We start from the raw sequence: 22,109 nt of genomic DNA, 5'->3' as shown, positions 1-22,109 counted from the left end.
CTGAGCAGATTACCGAGAGTTCCACCGGAGGGGAACGGGTCGGCGCGATCGGATGCACGGTCGCTGACCAGCGACCCCGCCCGGGATCGCCGCCGGCCGGCCGGTTCGACCGGCCGGCGGCGACGGATCAGCTCGTGGCGAGCGCCGCGTCCGAGGAGAAGACGAGCCCGACGCTGGCGGCGCCGGTCTTCAGCGCGTTCTTGGTCTGCGGGCCACCCGCGTCCAGCGAACTGAACGAGCCGGCCTTGAAGTCGTAGACCTCGACCAGCCCGGCCTGGCACTTCGGCCGCTGCGGGCACTCCGGCGGACCGGCGAGCACGGTGGCCTGCCCGGAGCACTTCGCGGCCAGGTCGGAGAGCGTCGACAGGCCGTACTTCTCGGCGAAGGCCTTGGTCACCGCGAACGCGTTCTGGTCCTGCGCCTGGGAGGGCTGGCCGAACACCAGGCCCGCCTTGTCGCCCTCGGTCCTGAGCGCGGCGACGGTCTTCTCCAGCTCAGGGGACGAGACCGGCTGGGCGTCCTTGCCGTTGGCCTTGGTGTTGAGGAACTCGGCCATGGTGGCGGCGTATTCCGGGACGACCTGGACCTGGCCCTTCTCCAGAGCCGGCTCGTAGAGCTCCCGGTTGCCGATGGTCTGCACCTTGACCTGGTAGCCGGCCGCGGTGAGCGCGATCTTGTAGAGCTCGGCGACGGTCTGGCTCTCGCTGAAGTTGCCCGCGCCCACCGTCACCTGGCCGCCCGGACCCTTTTCGATCCCGTCGGTCACGCCGTTGGCGGCGGCGAACTCCTGCGCCGCCACCTGGGGCGTCTTCCGGTCGACGTCGACCGCCCGGTTGAGCTGGATCAGCTTGGGGGTGTCGAGCTTCGCCGAGACCTTGTCCAGCGCGGCGACCAGCTGCGGCGTCGCCGCCTTCTTGTTGATCGCGGGGAGGACGTTGTCGGTGTTCTGCAGCTTCTTGTCGTCGGTGAGGACGACCAGCTGGTCACCCGCCACCGGGGCGCAGCCGGCACCCGAGGCGCCCGCCTCGGGAGCGTCGGTGCCGGAGGAGCCGGCGTCACCGCAGCCCGTGAGGAGAGTTGCCGCGGCGAGGGCGCCGAAGGCCCCCGCGGCCAGCCGTGCACGTGCGCGCATCAGTGCCCGCCTTCCGTGTCCCGGCGCGGCCCCCGATGGGGCCGGCCGCGTGTCCGACGGGCGATCCGGACGGCCGCCCGTGACTTCACCCAACATCCTCCGGACCCGACCGACAAACTTGGAGCGGTTTTCGTCATCCGATCGTCACCAGCGGGTCGGATGCGCTGTGATGCCCGACTCACCGACGGGCCGGCGAGGAGCCGCCGGAAGATCAGTTGCCGGCCGTGGCCGCCGCCGCACGGCGGTTCGCCCGCCGGCTGACCCGTCGCAGCGGGCGCGGCGTGACCACCCGCTCCAGCACCGCGAGGATCCCCTCGACCAGCAGCGCCAGGCCCGCCACGAGCACACCGCCGGCGATGATCTGGCCGCCGCCGGCCGCGATGTCCAGCCCGAAGCCGGCCCGGATGATCTGACCCAACCCACCGCCGTTGACGAACGAGGCCAACGCCGCGGTCGCCACCACCTGCACGGCCGCGGTGCGGAACCCCGCCGCCAGGTAGGGCACCGCGAGCGGCAACTCCACCCGGCGCAGCACCTGCCCGCCGGAGAGCCCCATGCCGCGCGCGGCGTCCCGGGCCTCCGGGTCGGCCTGCCGCACCCCGGTGTACGCGTTCGCCAGCAGCGGCGGCACCGCGAAGACCGCGAGCGCCACCACCACGGCCGACCGGCCGAACCCGAGGAAGGTCAGCGGCAGGATGGTCAGCAGGGCCAGGGTCGGGATCGCCAACGTGACGTTGGAGACCAGCAGCACCAGCCCGCCGCCCCGGCCGCTGTGGCCGAGCCAGAGACCGATCGGCCATGCCACCAGGCACCCCAGCAGCACCGCCAGGGCGGACATGCTCAGGTGCTCGCCGAGGCGGTCCAGCACGCCGCCGGGGTTGGTCCAGTTCAGCGGGTCGTTCAGCCAGAGCACCGCCTGCTGCACCGGATTCATGAGACCCGTCCGCGCAGCCACGGGGTGAGCAGCCGGCCCACCCCCGCCAGGACCAGGTCGAGCACCAGCGCCAGCAGCACGCAGAGCACCGTGCCGGTCATGATCTGCGCCTTGTAGAAGTTGTTCTGGAAGCCGGCGAAGATGAGCTGGCCCAGCCCGCCCCGGCCCACCACCACGCCCACGGTGACCAGCGCGACCGTGGAGACGGTCGCCAGCCGTACGCCGGTGAGGATGCCGGGCAGCGCCAGCGGCAGCTCGATCCGGACCAGCCGGCCCCAGCGGCCGTAGCCCATGCCCTCGGCGGCCTCCCGCACCTCCGGTGGCACCTGGTTCAGGCCGGCCAGCGTGTTGCGCACGATGACCAGCAGCGCGTAGAGCGCCACCACGGTGAGCACGGTGATCGCCCCGATGCCGAGGTAGGGCGCGAGGAAGGCGAACAGCGCCAGCGACGGGATCGTGTAGAGCACGCCGGTCAGCGCCAGGATCGACGCGGCCAGCGAGCGGAACCAGTACGCTGCCACCGCGAGCGGCAGCGCCACCAGCGCGGCGATCACCACGGCCCGGGCGGTCAACCAGGTGTGCTCGCGCAGCGCGGCGAGGATGGTGTCAGAGTTGTCCCGCACGTACTGCCAGGAGAACCACGGATTGCCCGGGGCGGCCCGGTAGCTCAGGTGGAGGAACACACGTGGACGTTACCCCGGGCACCACCGCCGGTCACGGCGCCGCCTCGATCACGCTGGAGCGCATCCGTAAGCGCTACCCGGACGGCACCGAGGCGGTCCGCGAGCTGAGCCTGGAGGTCAAGGCGGGCGAGCTGGTGGTGCTGATCGGCCCGTCCGGCTGCGGCAAGTCGACGGTGCTGCGGATGATCAACAGGCTGATCGAACCGACCGACGGCCGGATCCTGCTCGGCGACGACGACGTCACCCGCGTCGACCCGGTGACCCTGCGCCGCCGCATCGGATACGTGATCCAGAACGTCGGCCTGTTCCCGCACCAGACCGTCGCCGCCAACGTGGCGACCGTGCCGGGGCTGCTCGGTTGGCCGCGCGAACGCACCCGCGCCCGGGTCGGTGAGCTGCTGGAACTGGTCGGCCTCGACCCGGCGCAGTTCGGCCGGCGCTACCCGCACGAGCTCTCCGGCGGGCAGCGGCAGCGGGTGGGCGTCGCCCGCGCCCTCGCCGCCGACCCGGTGGTGCTGCTGATGGACGAGCCGTTCTCGGCCGTTGACCCGATCGTGCGGACCCGGCTCCAGGAGGAGTTCCTGCGGCTCCAGGCCGAGGTGCGCAAGACCATCGTGCTGGTCACCCACGACCTCGACGAGGCGGTCCGGCTGGGCGACCGGATCGCGGTGCTCTCCGAGGGTGGCGTGCTGGAGCAGTACGACAGCCCGGCCGCGCTGCTCGGCTCGCCCGCCTCGGCGTTCGTCCGCGAGTTCGTCGGCGCCGACCGGGGCATCCGCCGGCTGGCGGTCACCCCGCTGACCCGCGCGGTGCTCGACCCGCTCCCGGCCGACGGCGGGACCGGGTTGCCCACGGTGCCGCTCGGCGACTCGGCCTACGACGCGCTGGGCGCGCTGCTCACCTCCGGCGCCGACCACGCGCTGGTCACCGAGGACGGCAGCCCGGTGGGGCTGATCGCGCGCAGCCGGGTGCTGAGCCTGGGCGCGGTGGACGGCGCCTGACCGGCCCGCGCGGCCGGCCGGACCGGTCACCGGAGGATCGGGCCCGGCAGCGGTCCCGGCCCGCCGTACGGCGCGTCAGGCCCGGCCGCCCAGGCTGGCCAGACCGACGATCCAGCCGGCGAAGAAGCCGTACGTGACGCCGCCGCTCGCGGCCTGGAAGGCGGCGAAGAGCGTGCCGTGCGGTCCGAGGAGCGTGGCGAGCAGGGCGGTGATCCCGCCGGCCAGGGCGTACGCGCCCCAACCGGAGAGGAACTGGCTGCCCGAGGCGGCCACGCGGTCCACCTGCGGGCCGGGCAGCAGGTAGAGCAGCGCCGCGGCGACCACGAGCAGCAGGATCGCCCGCAGGTTGGTGGTGAGCAACCCCTCGTCGGCGTGCCACCGCCAGGCCGGCCAGGAGAGCAGCCGCAGGAACCAGCCACCGGCTCCGGTCGGATCGGTGTGGCCCTGCGCCCAGTCCCCGTACATCGGGCTGCCGCCGACCGCGACGAGCAGGAACGCGGCGAGCGTGCCGGTGCCGGCGGCCGTGCCGTACCGGGGGACGGTGCGGGGGCGGTTGGTGAGGGCCATGGAGCGGTCAGTTCCCGGGCCGCCGCGCCGGGCAAACCTGCGCGTCCGCGCGACCGCCGTCGGCCGGCGGGCGGCCACGGGTCAGTGCTTCATCAGGTAGTCGATGAAGGCGGCGCGCAGCAGCGGCGCGGACTCGTCGTAGCCGTGCCCGGTCAGCTCCCGCCACAGCGCGTTGGCCTCGTCGATGGTCGGCCCGACCGAGTTCGGCGCGCCGTCCAGGGCGGCAGCCTCGTCGGCGTTCGGCAGGTGCCGCAGCACCGACCAGAAGAACCCCACGTCGCGACGCTCCCGGGCCAGGTGGAACGCCTGCTCGCGCAGCTCCTCGGTGGAGAGCTTGTCGAGCTCGTCGAAGGTACGGCCGCCGGGGGCAGGAGTCTCGCTCATGCCGCCGAGCCTAACCGGCGAGATCAGCTTCGGCCCGCCGGACGCGACCCCCGCCGGAGCCGACCCTCGTCGACGTCAGCGGTCGGCGTCCCAGCGCCGCGGCTCGCTCTCCCAGCGGGGCGCCTCCCAGGCGTCGACCGGGGTGTCGGTCTCGCGTACGGGCAGCACCGACGGCCAGGTGTCGGTCGGCTCGGGCGTCGGGGTCGTCGTCCAGCCGGTGCTGATCCGGCCGTCCCCGACCGGGCGCGGCGGGCCGGGCACGGCCGTCAGTTGCCGGGCCGGGCGGGGCCGGCCGAACGTCTCGACCAGCCGGGTGACCAGCAGCCCGGCGCCGAGCACCGCCCCGCCCAGGGCCCACCGGCCGATCGACCAGTCGTGCGCCACGGTCCAGGCCAGGAACACCACCACCAGGCTGACCGCGATCAGCGTGCCGAAGACACCGCCGCGCCGGCCGTACGCGCTGGTGCCGCCGAGCAGGACCGTGCCGACCGCCAGCACCGTCCAGTCCAGCCCGGTGCCGGGGGCCACCGGACCGTCCCCGTTCGCGGCGATCAGGACCCCGCCGAGCATCGCCAGCACCGTGGAGCCGACGAGCGCCAGCGCGGTCACGACGGCGGCGACCGCCCCGCGCCGCCGGGCCGGGTCGGCGACCGGACGGAACCGGCCGATCAGCCGGCGCACCGGTTTGATCGCACCGAAGAGGCCACCGAGGACGGCCACCGCGGCGAAGCCGACGAACAGGTAGAGCGCGGTGCGCCGGGGGTCGTAGTCCCCCTGGACCGCGACCGGGGCGGTCCGCCGCTCCAGGTAGACGATCACGCCGGCCGCGCCGGCCAGGCTCGCCGCCCAGCCCGGCACGTGCAGCACCACCACGACCAGGGCGAGCGCCAGCCCGCCGACCGCGGCCACCGCGAGCGCCGGGAGCAGCGCCTCCCGGGCACCCCGGTCGCCCTGCTCGGCGAAGTGCATCGCGGCGGCCAGCGCGACCGGACCGACCGCCAGGTTCACCGCGGCGGCCCGCAGGCTCAGCCCGGCGGCCAGGGTGAGCAGGCCGAGCCCGGCCACGTCGACGAGCAGCGTCTTGAGCGCGCCGCCGCGCAGCGCGTCCGCGTCCTCCCGCCAGAGCAGCCAGGTCACCGCGGCCAGCCCGGCCAGCAGCAGGAACTCCCAGACCACGTGCACCGCGATCCGGTCCCGGCCGGGTTCGCCGTGCGACGGGTCGTCGAAGACGTTCTCCAGCACGGCGGCCGGTACGCCGGAGGAGGTCTCCGGTGACGCGGTCCGGTCCGCCTCGTCGTACCCCATTGGCCGCGCCTCCCAGGTGGCCGCGTCCGGCCCACGGGCGGGCGGACCGGTGGCGGCCGTCGCTCTCCGGTCGCCAGGGACGGTACCTGCGGGCCGGGGTGTGGGGAACCCCCTGATCAGAGGCGCCCGCGCGGGGTCTCCCGGTCGCCCGGCTCGCGGTCGGAGTCGTCCTCCTGCTCAGGCACCCGGCACGACCGTTCCAGCCAGAGCGCCGCCGCGACCAGGGCCAGCGAGGCGACCAGCCCGGCCACCGCGGCGGGGCGGTCGCCGACGGCGGCGTTGGTCGGCTCGACGAAGAGCCAGCCGGCCAGCCCGGCGTAGAAGCCGGCGAAGATCGCTCCGGCCAGCGCGGACGCCTTGGCGAGCACCACGAAGCGGGCGACCAGCAGCGGGTTCACCGGCTCCCGTCCGGGTCGCCGTTCGATCCGGCCCCGGGTGTTGACCGCCGCGTAGCCCTCCAGCACGGCCAGCCCGGCCAGCGTGATCACCGGCAGCCAGGGCAGGTCGGCGGCGAAGTCGCCGTAGAAGTTGCTGATCAGCAGCCAGGCCACGGCGGCGGCGGCCAGACCGGCCACCACCAGCGTGGAGACCCGGGTCGGACCCATCCGGAAGCGGTCGGGATCCTGTGGGGACCGGGTCGTACTCATGTGTCCGACTCTAGCGTCAGATCCGGTCGCGGGCTCAGTTCCAGGGCGTCGGCGGCCAACGGCTCGGCGTTGAGCAGGTCGGTCAGCCAGCCGTGCCCGGGCAGCCGGCCGTGCGGCTCGATGTCGATCCACGGCCGCAGCACGAAGGCGCGCAGGTGGGCGCGGGGGTGCGGCAGGGTCAGCTCGGGGTCGTCGCTGAGCACCGGCCGCCCGGCGTCGTCCCAGACCGCGATCACGTCCACGTCGAGCGTGCGCGGCCCGTACCGCCGGTCCGCGTCGCGGGTGCGCCCGGCCGCCGTCTCGGCGGCCCGGGCCCGCGCCAGCCAGTCGCCCGGCGTCGCCGCCGGGTCCGCGACCATCACCGCCGCGTTCAGGTACGCGGGCTGGTCCGCGTCCCCCCACGGTGGAGTCTCGTAGACGCCGGAGACCAGCAGGACGCCGTCGCCGAGCGCGGCCACCGCGCCGCGCAGGTGGTCGAGGCGGTCGCCGAGGTTGCTGCCGATCGACAGCACGGCCCGGGTCACCGGGTACGCCGCATGGTGACCGCCACGTCCCGGAAGGCGTGCGGGATCGGGGCCTCCGGCTTGTGCACGGTCACCGTCGCGGCGGCGACCAGCGGCTCGGCCAGGCAGACCGCGAGCAGCCGGTCGGCGAGCGTCTCGATCAGGTTCACCGGGTCGCCGGTGATCACCGCGACCAGCCGCTCGGCCAGCTCGCCGTAGTGCACGGTGTCGGTCACCTCGTCGGAACGGGCGGCCGGACCCAGGTCGAGTTCGAGCACGGCGTCGACGACGAACTCCTGGCCCTGGGCGCGCTCGAAGTCGTAGACCCCGTGCCGGCCGTGCGCACGCAGGCCGGTCAGCTCGATCCGGTCGGTCATCGGTCCCCTCCCCCGGTCGCGCCGGCGCCCGCGGTGGCCAACCGGGGGCGGCCGGTGGCACGCCAGACGGCGAGCGCGTCGGCGGTGTCCCGGACGTCGTGCACGCGTACCCCCCAGGCGCCGGCGGCCACGGCGAGCACACTGGTCGCGATCGTCGCGGCCTCCCGGCCGGCGGTGGGGCGGGGCGCGCCGGTCGGGTCGGTGAGCAGCCGGCCCAGGTAGGACTTGCGGCTGGCCCCGAACAGGACCGGGAAGCCGAGATCGACCAGCTCGGGCAGGCGGGCGCTGAGTTCCCAGTTGTGCGCGGCGGTCTTGGCGAAGCCGAGCCCGGGGTCGACGATGATCCGGTCGGCGGCCACGCCGGCGGCGAGCGCCGCGTCGACCCGCGCGCCCAGCTCGGCCCGGACGTCGGCCACCACGTCGGTGTAGTGGGCCAGGTCGCGCATCTCGCGGGAGTGGCCCCGCCAGTGCATGAGCACCCACGGGCACCCGGCGTCGCGGACCACGCGGGCCATGTCCGGGTCGGCGAGCCCGCCGGACACGTCGTTCACCACGGCCGCGCCGGCGGCGAGGACGGCCTCGGCGACCCGGGCCCGGCTGGTGTCGATGCTGACCGGGATGCCGGCGGCGGTCAGCTCCCGCACCACCGGCAGCACCCGGGCGGTCTCGGTCTCCGCGTCCACCCGGTCGGCGCCGGGCCGGGTGGACTCGCCGCCCACGTCGACCAGGTCCGCCCCGTCGGCGCGCAGTCGCACGCCGTGTGCGACGGCGGCGTCCAGATCGGCGTATCTGCCGCCGTCCGAGAAGGAGTCGGGCGTGACGTTGAGGACGCCCATCACCACCGGGGTCTCCGCCCGTACCAGATCGGTCACGGACCCGACAGTACCGTTCGCCAGCAGGGCTTCCGGCGGCCGGGCGAGCACCGGAGCGCGCGCCCTGACGTGCACATTGGAACAGGTGTACGATCGGTCGTCCGGGTCGTTCGGGGTCCACTCTTCGCGGCTTGTCGCAAAGGTGGCCGGCCCGTACGCTTTGGAATTGCCCAGCATCGAGATGGCGAAGCCTGGAGGGAGGGCCGAAGCGGGAAGAATCCCCCCAAAACTCGCCACGCTCCGTGGTGAGTGACGGACCCAGCGTCGACGGCGCTGTCTCTGACGAGCATCATCCCGCCAGGCTTGCCTACTTGCACCAACGCGGCGCCGCCGGCCGCGACCTTGGGGAGGTTTCCAGTGATCGCCATCGAGCTCATGGCAACGGCGTCCACCGCCGTCGACCACGCGCTCCACACCCTGGCGTCGACTCCACTCGCCGAGCCGGCGCCCAAGGGCATCGACACGGACAACGTCGTCACCTTCTTCGCCAGCAAGATCGCGCCGATCCTGCTGGCCGTGCTCGGGGTGATCTTCATCGGCCGGGCCAGCCGGGGTGAGATCTCCAAGGTGCTGACCAGCTCGGCCATCGCCATCATCGGGCTGGCCTTCATCGCCGGCGCGGCCACACTCTTCTTCGTCGGTGACTACCTGATCAAGCTGATCTTCGAATAGGGCGCTGGGCGACGATGCGGCTGCGCACCGACGACGACATCTACCGGGCTCGCCTCGTCTACCTGGGGCCGCCCGGGTACACCCTTCCCGTCCACCTGCCGTACGCCCAGTACGGCCTGTTCATGCTGCTCGTACCCCTCTACATGTTCATCCACTGGTTGTTCACGCTCCAGGTCGAGCTGTTCCCCGCCTGGGAGATCTCGCTCGCCATCGTGACGACCTCGTTCATCTTCCGGTACGTCGACCCGGACCGGCCGGCGCGCATGGTCATCCGGACCGCGCTGACCGACTGGCGACGCACCCGGGAGCCGGCCGCCGAGCTGCGGGACCCGCGCCTCGTCGCGAGCCGGATCAGGATCCGGGAGGAACTGGCATGACCGGGCGTACGCCGACGGCGCAGACGAACGACGCGGGTGAGGCGGTCGCATGAGTCGCTCTTCCACGCCGGGTTCCCCGGCCGGGCACCCGGGCGGATCGCCCGGTAACCGTGCGCGATCGTTCGACTACCCACCGGACGAGGACCTCGACGAGATCGTCCTCGACCCGGCGCTCGTCACCACTCCCGGCCACGGGCGGGTCGGCGTCTTCCAGCCCCCGCGTCCGCTCAGCCCTCGGGGCGCCGAACCCCGCGAGCCGATCCGCCCCGAGGGCGACATCGACTCGCCCTTCCTCGACCTGTTCGGCGGCGCGCAGCCCCGTGTCCGCCGGCCGGCCGGCCCGCCCGCCGGGACGACTCCGCCCGCCGCGCCGGTCGAACCGGTGGTGGCGCCGCCCCGCCGCGGTGTCGGCCGCGAGGCCCTGCCGATCCCGCACCAGCACGCCGCGCCGGTCGAACCGCCCCGACCCGAACCCGCGCCGCCGGCCCGGGAGCAGACCTCCGGCGTACGCGCGGTCGGCCGTCCCCGGCCGGAGCCGGCACACGCCCTGCCCGAGCCCGTTCAGCCCCCCGCGCTCGACCCGCCGCCCCCGTCGCGCACGCGGGTGCCGCAGCAGGCCGGTGACCGCCTCCCCGCGCTCCGGCCCCCGGCCGAGCCGGAGCCGCTCCACGAGGCGGCCGTGGCCCCGGCGCCGGTCGAGACGCCGGCCCCCGCGCGCCGCGTCGACCGGCGCGAGCCGGACCACGACCTGCCGGACCCGTACGCGGCGACGCCGGCGCCGACCCGCGAGGTCGGGCGGCCGGCGCACCGCGAGGTGGCGCCGCCCCGGCAGCGGTCCGCCGCCCGCCGGGACAAGCCGACCAAGCCGGTCCGGGTACGCGCCCCGAAAATCAAGTTCGGCGACCGCGACCCCGCCGTCGAGCTGGCCATCACCGAGATCGCCGGGCACCTCACGTTCACCCCCAACACGGTCACCGCCTGGTACTGGCTGCCCGAGGTCCGTTGGGCGTTCCGGCCCGACGCCGAACGCGAGGCGCTGCTCTCGGCGATCTCCGAGCAGTACGCGGGCCTGGCCGGGTTCCGGCTGCACCTGCGCCGCACCACCCGGCCGTTCCCGGCCGACGAGTGGGCGCGCACCATCGACACGCACACCGCCGCCCCGCTGCCGGACGTGCCCGGCACCACCGGCTGGGCCGACCACCTGGTCGCCGCCCAGCGGCACCTGATGGCGGTCAACCACGCCGAGGGCCAGACCTACCTGGGCGTCACCTTCGCCCGCCGGTCACTCGGCGACTCGCTCACCGAGCGCCTGCTGCGCACGTTCGGCCGGGGCACCGCCGACGGCGAGCGCCGCCGGCTGGGCCGTACGGTCGAGCAGTTCGACGAGGTGCTCGGCGCGTTCGGGATGCGCGGGCGCCGGGTCACCGCGCCGGAGCTGGAGTGGCTGCTCTACCGCTCGGTGGCGCTCTGCATGGCGCCGCCCGGCGTGCTCTCCCCGATCACCAACGGCCGCTGGGAACGCGGCGACCTGCTGGCCCTGACCGAACAGGTCGAGCGCTACCGCACGCCCTACGGCTCGACGGTCAAGCTGGTCAACCGGATGACCGGCGAGGAGCGGCACGTGGCCGTGCTCGCGGTCGGCCGGATGGAACCGCTGGAGATCCCCGAGCGACACGAGCCGTGGCTGCACTTCCACGAGCGGTTGCCCTGGCCGATGGAACTCTCCACCCGGGTTGACATCCTCGGCCCCAACGACTCCTTCCGGAACCTCGAACACCGGCTCCGGATGATCCGCTCCCAGCAGCTCGACTACGCCGAGCACGGCATCGACGCCCCGCCGGAGCTGGAACGCCTGGCCAAGCGCGCCCTGGTGATCGGCGACGAGATGACCACCGGGCTGCCGGTCGACTCGGCCCGCGCGCACGGGTGGCACCGGATCGCGGTCGGCGGCCGGACCCGGGAGGAGTGCCTGGAACGGGCCCGCCGCCTCATCCAGCTCTACTCCCGTGAGCTGCGCATCTCGCTCCAGCACCCGAAGAACCAGGACTGGCTGGCCCGCGAGTTCATCCCCGGCGAGCCGATCGCCAACACCGGCTACGTCCGGCGGATGCCGGTCAACCTGCTGGCCGCCGCGCTGCCCCAGGCCGCGTCCACCGTCGGCGACCGGCGCGGCGACCTGATCGGCCGCACCGCCGGCACCTGCCGTCGCCCGGTCTTCCTCGACATGCACTTCCCGATGGAGGTACGCGAGCGCTCCGGCCTCGCCGTCTTCGTCGCCGAACCCGGCGGCGGCAAGTCCACGCTGCTCGGCGCGCTCGGCTACCTGGCCGCCCGGCGCGGCGTGCAGGTGACCCTGCTCGACCCGTCCGGCCCGTTGGCCCGGCTCTGCGCCATGCCCGAGCTGGCGCCCTACTCGCGGGTGCTCAACCTGACCGGCTCGGAGCAGGGCACCCTGGCGCCGTACGCGCTGATCCCCACGCCCCTGCGCAGCGAGTTCGCCGCCGGGGCGGCCGGCGACCGGGAGTTCGAGATCGCGGTCTCCAACGCCCGCGCCGAGCGCCGGATGCTGGTGCAGGACATCTGCATGATGCTGGTGCCGCCACAGGTGGCCCGGGAGGCGTCCACGGCCACCCTGTTCCGGCACGCCGTACGCCAGGTGCCGGCCGAGGAGACCTCCACGCTCGACGATGTGGTCACCTGCCTCCAGGGGCTCGACGACGACGCCGGACGCGAACTGGCCCACCTGCTGCTCGACACCGCCGAGATGCCGCTGGCCATGCTCTTCTTCGGCCGGCCGCCGGAGGGGCTGCTCGGCGCCGACGCCGCGCTCACCGTCATCACCATGGCCGGGCTCCGGCTCCCCGACCTGAAGATCGAGCGGGAATACTGGTCCGCCGAGGAGGCCCTCGCGCTGCCGATGCTGCACACCGCGCACCGGCTGGCGGTCCGCCGCTGCTACGGCGGCTCGATGTCCTCCCGCAAGCTGGTCGGCCTCGACGAGGCGCACTTCATGGAGGGCTGGCGGTCCGGGCGCTCGTTCCTGGTCCGCCTCGCCCGCGACTCCCGCAAGTGGAACCTGGCCGCGCTGGTCGCCTCGCAGAACCCGAAGGACATCCTCGGTCTCGACGTCCAGAACCTCGTCTCCACCGTCTTCGTCGGCCGGATCGCCGAGGACAGCGAGATCGCCTCCGAGGCGCTGCGGCTGCTGCGGGTGCCGGTGGACGACGGCTACGAGGCCACTCTCGCCTCGCTCAGCCAGGCCGACAGCGGCTCGGCGTCCCGCCTCGGCTTCCGCGAGTTCGTCATGCGCGACGTCGACGGCCGCGTGCAGAAGGTCCGGGTCGACGTGTCGTACGTCAACGGGCTGCTGGAACACCTGGACACCACCCCCGGCACGGTCGCCCCGGCCGCCGGGCAACTGCCGACCGTCCTGGCTGATCTGGAGGCGTGACATGGCGAGGGCCCGGGCACGGATCGCGGCGCTCCTCCTCGCGCTCGGCGTACTCGCCGGGGCCACGATCTCCTGGCCGGTGATCGGAGGCGCCACACCGGCGTACGCCGCCGGCCCGACCGCCCAGGCCCGGGCCGAGCTGTGCAGCACCAAGGAGTGGCAGGCCGACTTCCGCGCCTGCGTGAACCGGCTCCAGGCGGTCAGCGAGGACCAGATCGAGTGCCGCAAGCCGCCGGTACCGGCAGCGCCGGACTCCGGCCTGGCCGGCTGGTTCGCGTCCCGCCCCGACTCAGCCAAGGAGCCCGGCCCGAAGGGCCTCTACAGCGACTACGGGTACGCCGGCTACAGCTACGTCACGTACGACGTGGACGGCGGCTGCGCCTCGTCCGTGCTCCACCCCGACTACCGCTTCACCACCATGGTGGCGAACGGCGAGTTCATGTTCGCCAACGCGGTCATCGGCGCGTCGAACGCGCTGCGCGAACGGGCCTGGGACCCCCGGACCATGTGGCGCTGGGCGGACCCGCTGGTCGAGCAGGCCACCAAGGCCGTCTACCAGAAGGTGTTCAGCGTCTTCGGCATCATCACCATCTGCGTCGTCGGCCTCTACCTGCTGTGGCGCTCCCGCCAGTCGGACATGAGCAACGCGATGACCACGGCCGGTTGGGCGCTGCTCGTGATGGTGGCGGTGACCGCGCTGGCCGCGTGGCCGGTCAAGTCCGCGAACATGGCCGACAGCACGCTGATCACGACGCTCGGCGTGGTGCACGACGCGGTCGGCCCGTCGTCGAAGGACACTCCTCCCGGTCAGTGCGACGACCCGAATCCCGAGGCGTGTAAAGACCATCGCCCGCCGGCGGTACGGGCCAGCGACACCGCCACCGAGACCATGCTCTACCGGAACTGGTTGCGCGGCGTGGTCGGCTCGGCCGACAGCGAGACGGCCAAGAAGTACGGCCAAGCGCTCTATGACGCCAAGTCGTTGAGCTGGGACGAGGCCGAGTCGATCCGCGCCAATCCCCGGACTCGGGACGTCGTCATCAAGGGCAAGGAGCAGCAGTGGGCCAAGGTGGCCCAGCAGATCAAGACGGAGGACCCGGAGGCATACGAGTACCTGCAGGGCACCCGGGACATGGACCGGATCGGCGCCGGCTTCATCGCGGTGCTGGCCTCGCTGCTCTTCGCCATGTTCGACCTCACCGCGTCGCTGCTCGTGCTGCTCGGATTCCTGATCTTCCGGTGGGCGGTGATCGCCGCGCCCATTCTGGGCACCGTCGGCCTGATGCGCCCGGCCAGCGCCGGCCTGCGCCGGCTGGCGAACGCGGTGGTGGCCGCCGTGTTCAACATCGCCATCTTCGGCACCGGCGCGGCCATCTATCTCTTCGCGGTCGACCTGATCATGAACACCGCCACGCTGCCCGGCTGGCTCCAGGTGGTCCTGGTCTGGCTCTGCGGCGTGGTGGGCTGGCTGCTGCTGCGGCCGTACCGACGGATCACCCAGCTCGGCGGCAAGGACAGCAGCGAGGCGGTCAGTTCGGCCGGCTCGTGGCACCGCCGCTTCTTCCGGGACATGCGGATCGCGGCCCGGCTGGACGTGGCCGAGCCCGGCGGCACCAACGAGCCGGCGTTCGGCCGACGCCGTACCGTCACGGCCGACCAGCGCAGCCTCCGGCCGGAGGCCCGGCACGAGGACCCGGCGCACGCCGCCACCTCCGTCGAGCGGGAGCGGCCGGACGGGCGGGAACGGCCCGAGGAGGCGCCCGTGGTCGAGCGCCGCGGCGACCGGCCCGCCGCCGCGCCCCGGCCCCGTCGCGCCCGCTCCACCTGGACCGAACCGGACGTGCCCGAGGAGGCGCCCTCCTACGCGGTCTACCGGCCGGACTCGGCGGACCGCGCCGCGCCGCCGGCCCGCCCGGCGCCGCGGATCCGTTCCGAGGCCCGGTGAGACCGGTGCGCCGGGCACTCGAATTCCTCGTCACCCGGGTCCTCCGGTCCCGGCTCGGCATCGCGCTGGTGATCGCGGTGCTGGTCTTCGGCGTGATCGGCGCGGCCCGACTGGTCTCCGGGCCGGTCGACTCCGGTCTCGGGCTGACCACCCGCCCCACCCAGCCGATCAGCACGGTGGATCCCGAGGCCGGTGACGACGGCGTGCTGTCCAGTCCGCCGGCGACGGTCGCCCCGCGGACCCGGCCGGGCGAGGACACCCCCGAGCAGGTCGCCGGCCGGTTCACCACGGCCTGGTTGACCGGGCCCGGCACCACCGGCGACGCCTGGCAGGCGAAGTTGCGTCCGCTCTCCACGCCCGCGCTGGTGGAGAAGATGACCGGCGCCGATCCGGAAACCGTGCCCGCCCGGCGGACCACCGGCCCGCCGACGCTGCGACCGCGCACCGAGTCCTTCGTGGAGGCACTGGTCCCGCTGGACAACGGCACGCTCCGGCTCGAACTGGTCGCCGAGGACGGTCCGTGGCTGGTGGACGCGGTCGACTGGGAGCGGTCGTGAGCGGCGAGCCGGCCGTCGCCGCGCAGGTCCGCCGCAAGCTGCGCGTCGGCGTCCTCGCGACCGCGGTCACCGTCGCACTCGCCCTGCTCTGTTGCGTCGGCGGCGCCGGCGCGTTCTTCCTCACAGAGCTGGGCGGCGACCAGGAGGATCCGAAGCTCGCGGCCCTCGACTGCGACCCCGCCTACCGGGTGAACCTGACCGGGGACATGCCGCGCTTCGCCGAGTACGGCGAGGCTCAGCTGCGCAACGCGGCCGTCATCATCAAGGTCGGCCAGGACATGAAGGTCCCGGCCCGTGGCTGGGTCATCGCGCTGGCCACCGCGATGCAGGAGTCGGCGCTGCGCAACCTGGCCAACACCACGGTCCCGGCGTCGCTGGCCCTGCCGCACGAGGGCGTCGGCGCCGACCACGACTCGCTGGGCCTGTTCCAGCAGCGTCCCGGCTGGGGCAGCGTCGAGCAGCGGATGACGCCCTCGTACACGGCGCGCAAGTTCTACCAGAAGATGGTCAAGGTCCCGAACTGGCAGCAGCGGCCGCTCACCGTGGTGGCCCAGCGGGTCCAGGTCAGCGCGTTCCCGGATGCCTACGCGAAGCACGAGGAGCTGGCCGGGCGGATCGTCGACGCGCTGGCCGGCGGCGCGGCCCGGACCGTGGAGATCGCCGGCAGGGCCGTCTGCGACGCTGCCGCCGGGGCCCGGATCGCGGCCTCCGGATGGACCGCCCCGCTGCCCGGCGGGGTGGTGTCCGGCTTCCGCACCGCCGCCCGCCGGAGCCACAACGGGGTGGACCTGGCCGCGGGGAAACGCACCCCCATCCACGCCGCGTCGGCGGGGCGGGTGCTGGTCGCGCGCTGCGATCCGGACCGCTCGGGGCGCCGGGACTGCGACCGGGACGGCTGGCCGGACAAGGGTGGCTGCGGATGGTTCGTGGACATCCTGCACGCTGGCGGGTTCATCACCCGCTACTGCCACATGATCGAACGGCCTCGGGTCACGCCGGGTCAGGCGGTCGAGGCCGGCGAGGTGATCGGGCTCTCCGGCAGCAGCGGCAACTCCTCCGGCCCGCACCTGCACTTCGAGGTGCACAACAGCGGCGACCGGTCCAGTCGCGGCGCCGAGGATCCGCTGCCGTTCATGCGCAAAAGGGGCGCGCCCCTCGGCAAGTCCGAGTGAGGCGCCCCGCATGAGCAACCCGCTGCCCGACCCCTTCGCCGACCGTCCCGACTGGGCACCGCTGCCACCCCGGCCGGTCGAGATCGTGCCGGCCACCGGCGGGACCGACCTGCGCGGCCGCCGCGTGCTGGTCGGTCTGCCCGGTCTCGGCTGGCGTGGCGACCTGCGGGCCGACGAGCGGGTGGTGCAGGGCAGCCGCACCTACGTGCCGGTCATCCCGGAGCACGAGTGGTACCGGGCCGAGTCCGAGCAGGTGGAGGTGTTCGCGCCGCTGGTGCCCGTGGAGCGGGTCTGGGTGGAGACGATCGGTGACCGGCCGCCACCGGCCGCCGCGTCCGGGGCGGGCATCCGGCTGGTCTCGCTCGACGCGCCCACCCGCCGGCCGCCCACCCCGGCGTTCGAGGCCGACGCGGTGACCGGACGGCGCGTGGTGCACGTGGACGGCGGTGTGGAACGACGCGACCTCCGCGCGGTCACCGAGACCTACTCCGGCGCGGACGGCGACATCTGCGTCCGGGTGACGTCGGAGCTGGAGTGGTACCGGTGGGCCTGGCGCGGCCAGGCACCGACCACCCTGGAGGTTCCGGTCCACCTGCTCTGGCTGGAGTAACTGCGGCTAACCAATCTTGTTCGCCCCGCAGACACGCCAGCCGTCCTTGTTATCCACCAGAGCGAACCGCCAAGCCTCACGACGGCTGCTCCGAGGCTGACCGTTTTGTGAGCTTGATATCGCGAGTGTCGTTGTCACCGCCTCGCCTGGTCCATCCTCGGCGCGGACGAGCGGCCCCCAACTCACCTTGATCATCACGTTGAAGTTGGCCTCACGTTGCTCCAGCTCTGCCCGAAGGGCACGGATGCCGTCGAGGTCACCGCTGCTCCTACAGGCGAACTCCTGCGCCTTTGCGTCGTTGCGATCAATGAGGTATGCCTGAATATAGTTGGCCACTACTACGTCGGGGGCGCTGCGGTCCGGGGCTGTCGCGCGGTCGTAGAGGACGAACCCGACCACCGCTCCCCCCGTGCAGAGCAACGCGAGCACCCCCGCGACGACCATCAGCACGGTGCGCAGCGGGCGCTTGGGGCGTACCGGAAGCGGAGCCGGCGCGGGGGGCGCCATCTGCTCCGGCGGGGTCCGCTGCGCCGGTACGCGGGAGACCTGGGAACCGGCGGGGGGCTGCACTGATTCCACCTCCTGAGGCTATCGGCTGCGCGCCGCGTACCCAATGCCTCAGAACTGGCGGATCGTGGCGAACCGCCGGACGGACGCCGCCCGGCGGGCGGGCCTGCGCGGGGTGAGGCTGCTCACCGCCGCGCAGCTCACCGCGCCGACCGACATCCCGGTGGACGGCCCGCGCCTGGGTTACCGTCACTGATCGGGAGGAGATGTCGGCCTCGGGAAGAGAGGTGGACGCGGTGGCGACTCCGAAGGCGCGCGCCGGTCGGGCCGCCGCGCTGCACCGCCGGGCCGAGGCCGCCGCGACCGCGGCGGCGGGCATCCTCGACGAGATCCGGCCCGCCCCCGCCGACCACCACCGACAGTACGAGCTGGCCGAACGCCTGCGTGCGGCGGCCGAGCGGGCGGCGCCCGGGTGGGCCGGCGCGGCGGTGGAGGCCCTCACGCCGGCGACGCCACCGGGCGACGGTCCGCCGGCCCGGGTCCGGGTGGGCGCCGCCGCGCCGCTGGACGACGCCCGCTTCCCCGCGCTGGTCCCGCTGTTCGGCAGCGGTCACCTGAGCGTCGACGCCGACGCCGCCGACCCTCGGGTGGCCGGGCTGCTCCGGGCCCTGCTGCTGCGCCTGTTCGCGGCCACGCCGGCGGGCGCGCTGCTGGCCCGGGCGGTCGACGGCGGTCCGGGCGACACCTTCGCCGGATTCGCGGCGCTCGCCGACGCGGGCCTGCTGCCCCCGCCCACCGCCGACCTGACCGGCCTCCGGGCGGTGCTGGCCGAGGCGGAGCAGTGGGTGGCCGCCGGGACCTCGCGGCAGCGCGGGCACGACCGTACGCTGCTGCTCGTGGTGGCCGCCCTGCCCGAGGGCGCGACCACCGCCGACCTGGACCGGCTCGCCGACCTGGCCGACCGGGGGCCGCGCGCCGGGCTGCACCTGGTGGTCGCCGGATGGCCCGACGGCGACCCGCTGCCCCGGGCCACGCCGCTCACGGTGCGCACGGCGTACGCGCTGGTCGGTGACCCGCCGCTCACCGGGTTCAGCAGCCCGGGCGCCGAACCACCGGGTGGTCTCCACTCGCCGGTGTTCCTGGACGAGGATCCACCCACGGAGCTGGTCACCGAGGTGTGCCGCCGGCTGGCCCGGCAGATCGAGGACGGCTCCCGGCTCGCCCTGGCCGACCTGCTGCCCGCCGACGGGCTGTGGACGGCGGACTCGGTCGACGGGTTGAGCACCACGGTCGGTGACGCCGCCGGGCGTCCGGTCAGCCTCGGTTTCACCGAGCTGACCCCGCACTGGCTGGTCAGTGGCCGGTCGCAGGCCGGCCGCTCGGCGTTCCTCACCGACGCGCTGTTCGGCCTGGCCACCCGGTACGGGCCGGAGGAGCTGACGCTCTACCTGGCCGACCTGGGCGACGGCGAGTCCTTCGTGGAGTTCCTGCAGACCGAGCGGGACCGGTCCTGGGTGCCGCAGGTGCGGGCCGCCGGGATGGCCGCCGACCGGGAGTACGTCGCCGACCTGCTCGGCGAGCTGGAGGCGGAGGTGCGCCGCCGTGAGGAGGCGTCCCGACGGGCCGGCGGACAGCGCTACACCGAGTTGCGCCAGCACCAGCCGCTGCCCCGGATCGTCTGCGTGATCGACAACTTCCCGCTGCTGCTGCGCGACCGGGACCGGCTCGCCGTCGACGTGCTGGCCCGGCTGGACGCGCTGGCCCGCACCGCCCGGTCGTACGGGGTCCACCTGGTGCTGGCCGGCGAGGGCGACCTGGGCATCGGTGGTCCGCGTGACCCGCTGCTGGGCCAGTTTCCGGTGCGGGTGGCGTTGCCGGGCGGCTCGGCGGTGCTGGAGCCGGCCAACGACTCGGCGGCCGGCCTGCCGGTGGGCAGCGCGGTGGTGAACACGGCCGGCGGGCTGGGCGGCCCGCGCGGCGCGACCCGGGGGCACGAGCGGATGATCCGCTTCCCCGACCCGTACGAGGATCCGCAGGTGCTGGCGGACCTGCGGCGGCGACTCTGGTCGGACCGGACCGAGGAGGCCGTCCCCCCGGTGGTCTTCGCCGGCTACGCCCGCCCGCTGCTCGCCAACGACCCCCGGCACCGGGCCGCCCTGGCCGGCCGGGCGCACGGGCCGGCCGCGCTGCTCGGCCGGGCGGTGGACGTCCGGCGCAGCACCGTGGCCGTCCCGCTCGGGCCGGCCGCCGGCCGGAACCTGGCCGTGCTGGGTCGCGACGAGGAGGCCGAGCGCTTGTTGGTCACCGCGGTGCGCAGCGCGGCGGCGGCCCATGCGGGCGCGGCGCGGTTCGTGTTGGCGCCCCTGGCGAACGGGTCGGCCGAGCCGGCCGGCGTGCTCGCCGCCGAGCTGGCCGGGCGGCACCGGGTGGAGACGGTCGACGCGGCCGGGCTGCGGTCGGCCATGGAGTCGGACGAGCCCGGCTACCTGGTGGTGTTCGGGCTGGACGTGCCGGACGCCGCCGAGCTGCCGCCGGAGCTGCTGCGGTCGCTGCTGCTGGAGGGCCCGGCGGCCGGCCGGCACCTGCTCGCCTGGTGGCGGACGCCGGCGCCGCTGGCCGGGCTGCTCGGTCCCGAGGGCGAGGTGGACAAGCTCACCGCCGTGGCGGTCACCGACGTGCCGGGCGGGCGCCTGGAGCAGCTCTTCGACCGGCCGGTGTGGTGGCGGCCGCGGCCGGGCCGCGCGGTGCTCTGGGACGGCCCGGACGAGCAGGGCACGGTCTTCGTGCCCTTCGGCACCGGGGAGATGACCGCGTGAGCGCGAGGAGTGAGCCGGGGTTGCGAGCCCCGCAGTCGCGAACGAAGGACTGCCCGGTGAGCGCGAGGAGTGAGCCGGGGTTGCGAGCCCCGCAGTCGCGAACGAAGGACTGCCCGGTGAGCGCGAGGAGTGAGCCGGGGTTGCGAGCCCCGCAGTCGCGAACGGAAGTAGCCACGTGAGCGAGACCGGCACGACGGTGCCCGGGCCCCGGGCCGGTGGCGCGACCGTGGCCGTGGACCCGGCCGAGTCGGCCTGGGCGGACTACGTGGCGGCCGCGCGGCAGCTCGACGGCGTACGACGGGCGGCGGCCACCGCCGCCGGGGAGCAGGCCCGGTCGGTGGCGGCGGCCCGCGAGGAGTTGACCGCGGTACGCGAACGGCTGGCACCGCAGCAGGCCCGGCTGCGTGAGCTGGGCGTACCGGCGATCTCCCTGGTGCCGACGCCGCCGGAGGTGAGCGAGGCGGCCCGGTCGATGGCCGGCGGCCCGGCCGCGGTGCTGGCGGCGTTGCGTGCCGCCGGAGGGTGGGCGGACGCGGCGGACGACACGCTGAGCGCTCGGGGTCTGCCCCGGCTGGCCCGCTGGCCGGCCCGCCCGCGCAACCTGCTGGTGTACGGGCCGCTGGCGCTGGTGGTGCCGCTGCTCCAGCTCGCCCTGTACGCGCTGGCCGGCGCGGGGCCGGTGACCGCGTTGGCGCTGCTGGTGGGGCTGCCGCTGCCGGCGGTCGCGTTCATGCTGGGCTGGCTTGCGGTGGGGCGGCTCTTCCGCCCCCGCCCGACCGACCGGGTGGACCGGACTCCTCGCTTCGGTGCCCTGGTCTGCCTGATCCCGGCGGTGCTCACCGCCGCCGGGCTGCTGCTGGCCATGCTGCCCGGCTGACGTCCCGGGACGGCGACGGCCGCGCCTCCCGGGTGGGAGCACGCGGCCGTCGAGGTTGCCGGGTCAGCGGTGCATGATCAGCGCCATGGCCTCGGCCCGCGACTTGGCGTCGTTCTGCAGGCCGCCCCGGACCGCCGAGGTGATGGTCTTGGCGCCGGACTTCTGGATGCCGCGCATCGCCATGCACATGTGCTCGCACTCGAGCACCACGATGACGCCGCGCGGCGCGAGGCTGGACATCAGCAGGTCGGCGATCTGCGAGGTGAGCCGCTCCTGCACCTGCGGCCGGCGGGCGAACACCTCGACCAGCCGGGCCAGCTTGGACAGGCCGGTGATCCGGCCGTCCGGGCCGGGGATGTAGCCGATGTGGGCGCTGCCCCGGAATGGCAGCAGGTGGTGCTCGCACAGGCTCATCACGTCGATGTCCCGGACCAGCACGAGTTCCTCGTGGTTGGCCTCGAAGGTGGTGCGGAGGACCTGCGCCGGGTCGACCCGCAGGCCGGCGAAGAGCTCGGCGTACGCGCGGGCGACCCGGGCCGGTGTCTGTTGCAGGCCGTCCCGGTCGGGGTCCTCCCCGACGGCGATGAGGATCTCCCGGACGGCCTTCTCGATCCGGGCGAGGTCGACGCTCTGCTCCACCGGGCCACCGGTCAGCTTGCCGCTGATCAGGCGCGCGGCCACGTAGTCGAGGGCGTCGTCGCCGTCGGGTTCGGTCGCGGA

23 protein-coding genes are annotated in these 22,109 nt (G+C 74.4%); 11 read left to right on the top strand and 12 right to left on the bottom strand.

Annotated elements, in window-relative coordinates; all coding sequences use genetic code 11:
- Window positions 1–127 precede the first annotated feature (127 nt).
- From GA0070622_RS03980 to GA0070622_RS03970, 3 genes are all read right to left on the bottom strand, one after another.
- A complete protein-coding gene (locus GA0070622_RS03980) occupies window positions 128–1,132 on the bottom strand; it encodes a glycine betaine ABC transporter substrate-binding protein (RefSeq protein WP_091568667.1) in 1,005 nt (334 codons plus the stop codon).
- Between the two features lie 211 nt (window positions 1,133–1,343).
- A complete protein-coding gene (locus GA0070622_RS03975) occupies window positions 1,344–2,066 on the bottom strand; it encodes an ABC transporter permease (RefSeq protein ID WP_091568664.1) in 723 nt (240 codons plus the stop codon).
- Entirely contained in the window at window positions 2,063–2,749 is a 687-nt protein-coding gene (locus GA0070622_RS03970; protein WP_091568662.1) for an ABC transporter permease, read from the bottom strand. Before GA0070622_RS03970 ends, GA0070622_RS03975 begins: the two co-directional genes overlap by 4 nt.
- 2 nt (window positions 2,750–2,751) lie before the next feature.
- On the opposite strand from GA0070622_RS03970, the gene GA0070622_RS03965 reads away from it, so the two are divergent.
- Window positions 2,752–3,750 (top strand): ABC transporter ATP-binding protein, encoded by a 999-nt coding sequence (locus tag GA0070622_RS03965; RefSeq protein WP_091568659.1) that lies wholly within the window; start codon window positions 2,752–2,754, stop codon window positions 3,748–3,750.
- 75 nt (window positions 3,751–3,825) lie between these two features.
- On the opposite strand, the gene GA0070622_RS03960 is transcribed toward GA0070622_RS03965, so the two are convergent.
- From GA0070622_RS03960 to folP, 7 genes are all read right to left on the bottom strand, one after another.
- Window positions 3,826–4,317 carry a hypothetical protein gene (locus tag GA0070622_RS03960; RefSeq protein ID WP_091568657.1) on the bottom strand — a complete coding sequence of 164 codons (492 nt, stop codon included), beginning with the start codon at window positions 4,315–4,317 and terminating at the stop codon, window positions 3,826–3,828.
- A gap of 81 nt (window positions 4,318–4,398) precedes the next feature.
- A complete protein-coding gene (locus tag GA0070622_RS03955) occupies window positions 4,399–4,701 on the bottom strand; it encodes a hypothetical protein (RefSeq protein WP_091568655.1) in 303 nt (100 codons plus the stop codon).
- A gap of 75 nt (window positions 4,702–4,776) precedes the next feature.
- Window positions 4,777–6,006, bottom strand: coding sequence for an ABC transporter permease (locus GA0070622_RS03950; RefSeq protein ID WP_091568652.1), 1,230 nt, complete (start codon window positions 6,004–6,006; stop codon window positions 4,777–4,779).
- Between the two features lie 116 nt (window positions 6,007–6,122).
- On the bottom strand, window positions 6,123–6,611 hold the full coding sequence (locus GA0070622_RS03945; RefSeq protein WP_172968059.1) for a DUF3180 domain-containing protein: 489 nt from the start codon (window positions 6,609–6,611) through the stop codon (window positions 6,123–6,125).
- Between the two features lie 38 nt (window positions 6,612–6,649).
- Window positions 6,650–7,177: a 2-amino-4-hydroxy-6-hydroxymethyldihydropteridine diphosphokinase gene (gene folK, locus GA0070622_RS03940; protein WP_091568648.1), complete on the bottom strand. Its 528-nt coding sequence runs from the start codon at window positions 7,175–7,177 to the stop codon at window positions 6,650–6,652.
- Window positions 7,174–7,533 carry a dihydroneopterin aldolase gene (folB, locus tag GA0070622_RS03935; RefSeq protein ID WP_091568647.1) on the bottom strand — a complete coding sequence of 120 codons (360 nt, stop codon included), beginning with the start codon at window positions 7,531–7,533 and terminating at the stop codon, window positions 7,174–7,176. Before folB ends, folK begins: the two co-directional genes overlap by 4 nt.
- A complete protein-coding gene (gene folP, locus GA0070622_RS03930; protein WP_091576853.1) occupies window positions 7,530–8,405 on the bottom strand; it encodes a dihydropteroate synthase in 876 nt (291 codons plus the stop codon). Before folP ends, folB begins: the two co-directional genes overlap by 4 nt.
- Before the next feature lie 357 nt (window positions 8,406–8,762).
- Between folP and GA0070622_RS03925 the strand changes: the two genes are divergently transcribed.
- From GA0070622_RS03925 to GA0070622_RS03895, 7 genes are read left to right on the top strand one after another with little or no spacing between them, the layout of a single operon-like run.
- Window positions 8,763–9,077: a hypothetical protein gene (locus GA0070622_RS03925; RefSeq protein WP_091568645.1), complete on the top strand. Its 315-nt coding sequence runs from the start codon at window positions 8,763–8,765 to the stop codon at window positions 9,075–9,077.
- 14 nt (window positions 9,078–9,091) lie between these two features.
- A complete protein-coding gene (locus GA0070622_RS03920; protein ID WP_091317037.1) occupies window positions 9,092–9,454 on the top strand; it encodes a hypothetical protein in 363 nt (120 codons plus the stop codon).
- 49 nt (window positions 9,455–9,503) lie between these two features.
- Window positions 9,504–12,905, top strand: a complete 3,402-nt coding sequence (locus GA0070622_RS03915) for an ATP-binding protein (RefSeq protein WP_091568643.1) — start codon at window positions 9,504–9,506, stop codon at window positions 12,903–12,905.
- Between the two features lies 1 nt (window position 12,906).
- Window positions 12,907–14,850 carry an MraY family glycosyltransferase gene (locus GA0070622_RS03910; protein WP_091568642.1) on the top strand — a complete coding sequence of 648 codons (1,944 nt, stop codon included), beginning with the start codon at window positions 12,907–12,909 and terminating at the stop codon, window positions 14,848–14,850.
- Window positions 14,847–15,407, top strand: a complete 561-nt coding sequence (locus tag GA0070622_RS03905) for a hypothetical protein (RefSeq protein ID WP_091568640.1) — start codon at window positions 14,847–14,849, stop codon at window positions 15,405–15,407. Before GA0070622_RS03910 ends, GA0070622_RS03905 begins: the two co-directional genes overlap by 4 nt.
- Complete coding sequence (locus GA0070622_RS03900; RefSeq protein ID WP_091568638.1) at window positions 15,404–16,579, top strand: M23 family metallopeptidase; 1,176 nt, start codon at window positions 15,404–15,406, stop codon at window positions 16,577–16,579. The genes GA0070622_RS03905 and GA0070622_RS03900 overlap by 4 nt, the downstream gene beginning before the upstream one ends.
- Window positions 16,580–16,589: 10 nt before the next feature.
- Window positions 16,590–17,189 carry a hypothetical protein gene (locus GA0070622_RS03895; protein ID WP_091568637.1) on the top strand — a complete coding sequence of 200 codons (600 nt, stop codon included), beginning with the start codon at window positions 16,590–16,592 and terminating at the stop codon, window positions 17,187–17,189.
- Between the two features lie 6 nt (window positions 17,190–17,195).
- Here the strand turns inward: GA0070622_RS03895 and GA0070622_RS03890 are convergent, their stop codons facing one another.
- On the bottom strand, window positions 17,196–17,759 hold the full coding sequence (locus GA0070622_RS03890; RefSeq protein WP_091568635.1) for a hypothetical protein: 564 nt from the start codon (window positions 17,757–17,759) through the stop codon (window positions 17,196–17,198).
- 43 nt (window positions 17,760–17,802) lie between these two features.
- Here GA0070622_RS03890 and GA0070622_RS32385 point away from each other — a divergent pair, with 43 nt between their 5' ends.
- The 3 genes from GA0070622_RS32385 to GA0070622_RS03880 all read left to right on the top strand — a co-directional run bounded on the left by GA0070622_RS32385 (window position 17,803) and on the right by GA0070622_RS03880 (window position 21,389).
- Entirely contained in the window at window positions 17,803–17,952 is a 150-nt protein-coding gene (locus tag GA0070622_RS32385; protein WP_176710414.1) for a hypothetical protein, read from the top strand.
- A 31-nt stretch (window positions 17,953–17,983) separates the two neighbouring features.
- Window positions 17,984–20,512: an FtsK/SpoIIIE domain-containing protein gene (locus GA0070622_RS03885; RefSeq protein WP_176710413.1), complete on the top strand. Its 2,529-nt coding sequence runs from the start codon at window positions 17,984–17,986 to the stop codon at window positions 20,510–20,512.
- 175 nt (window positions 20,513–20,687) lie between these two features.
- Entirely contained in the window at window positions 20,688–21,389 is a 702-nt protein-coding gene (locus tag GA0070622_RS03880) for a hypothetical protein (protein WP_091568632.1), read from the top strand.
- 63 nt (window positions 21,390–21,452) lie between these two features.
- On the opposite strand, the gene folE is transcribed toward GA0070622_RS03880, so the two are convergent.
- Window positions 21,453–22,070: a GTP cyclohydrolase I FolE gene (gene folE, locus GA0070622_RS03875; RefSeq protein ID WP_091568630.1), complete on the bottom strand. Its 618-nt coding sequence runs from the start codon at window positions 22,068–22,070 to the stop codon at window positions 21,453–21,455.
- Between the last annotated feature and the right edge of the window lie 39 nt (window positions 22,071–22,109).

The sequence above is a fragment of the Micromonospora sediminicola genome (assembly GCF_900089585.1).
Lineage (GTDB): Bacteria > Actinomycetota > Actinomycetes > Mycobacteriales > Micromonosporaceae > Micromonospora > Micromonospora sediminicola.
This window is presented reverse-complemented; position numbering and strand designations above follow the sequence as displayed.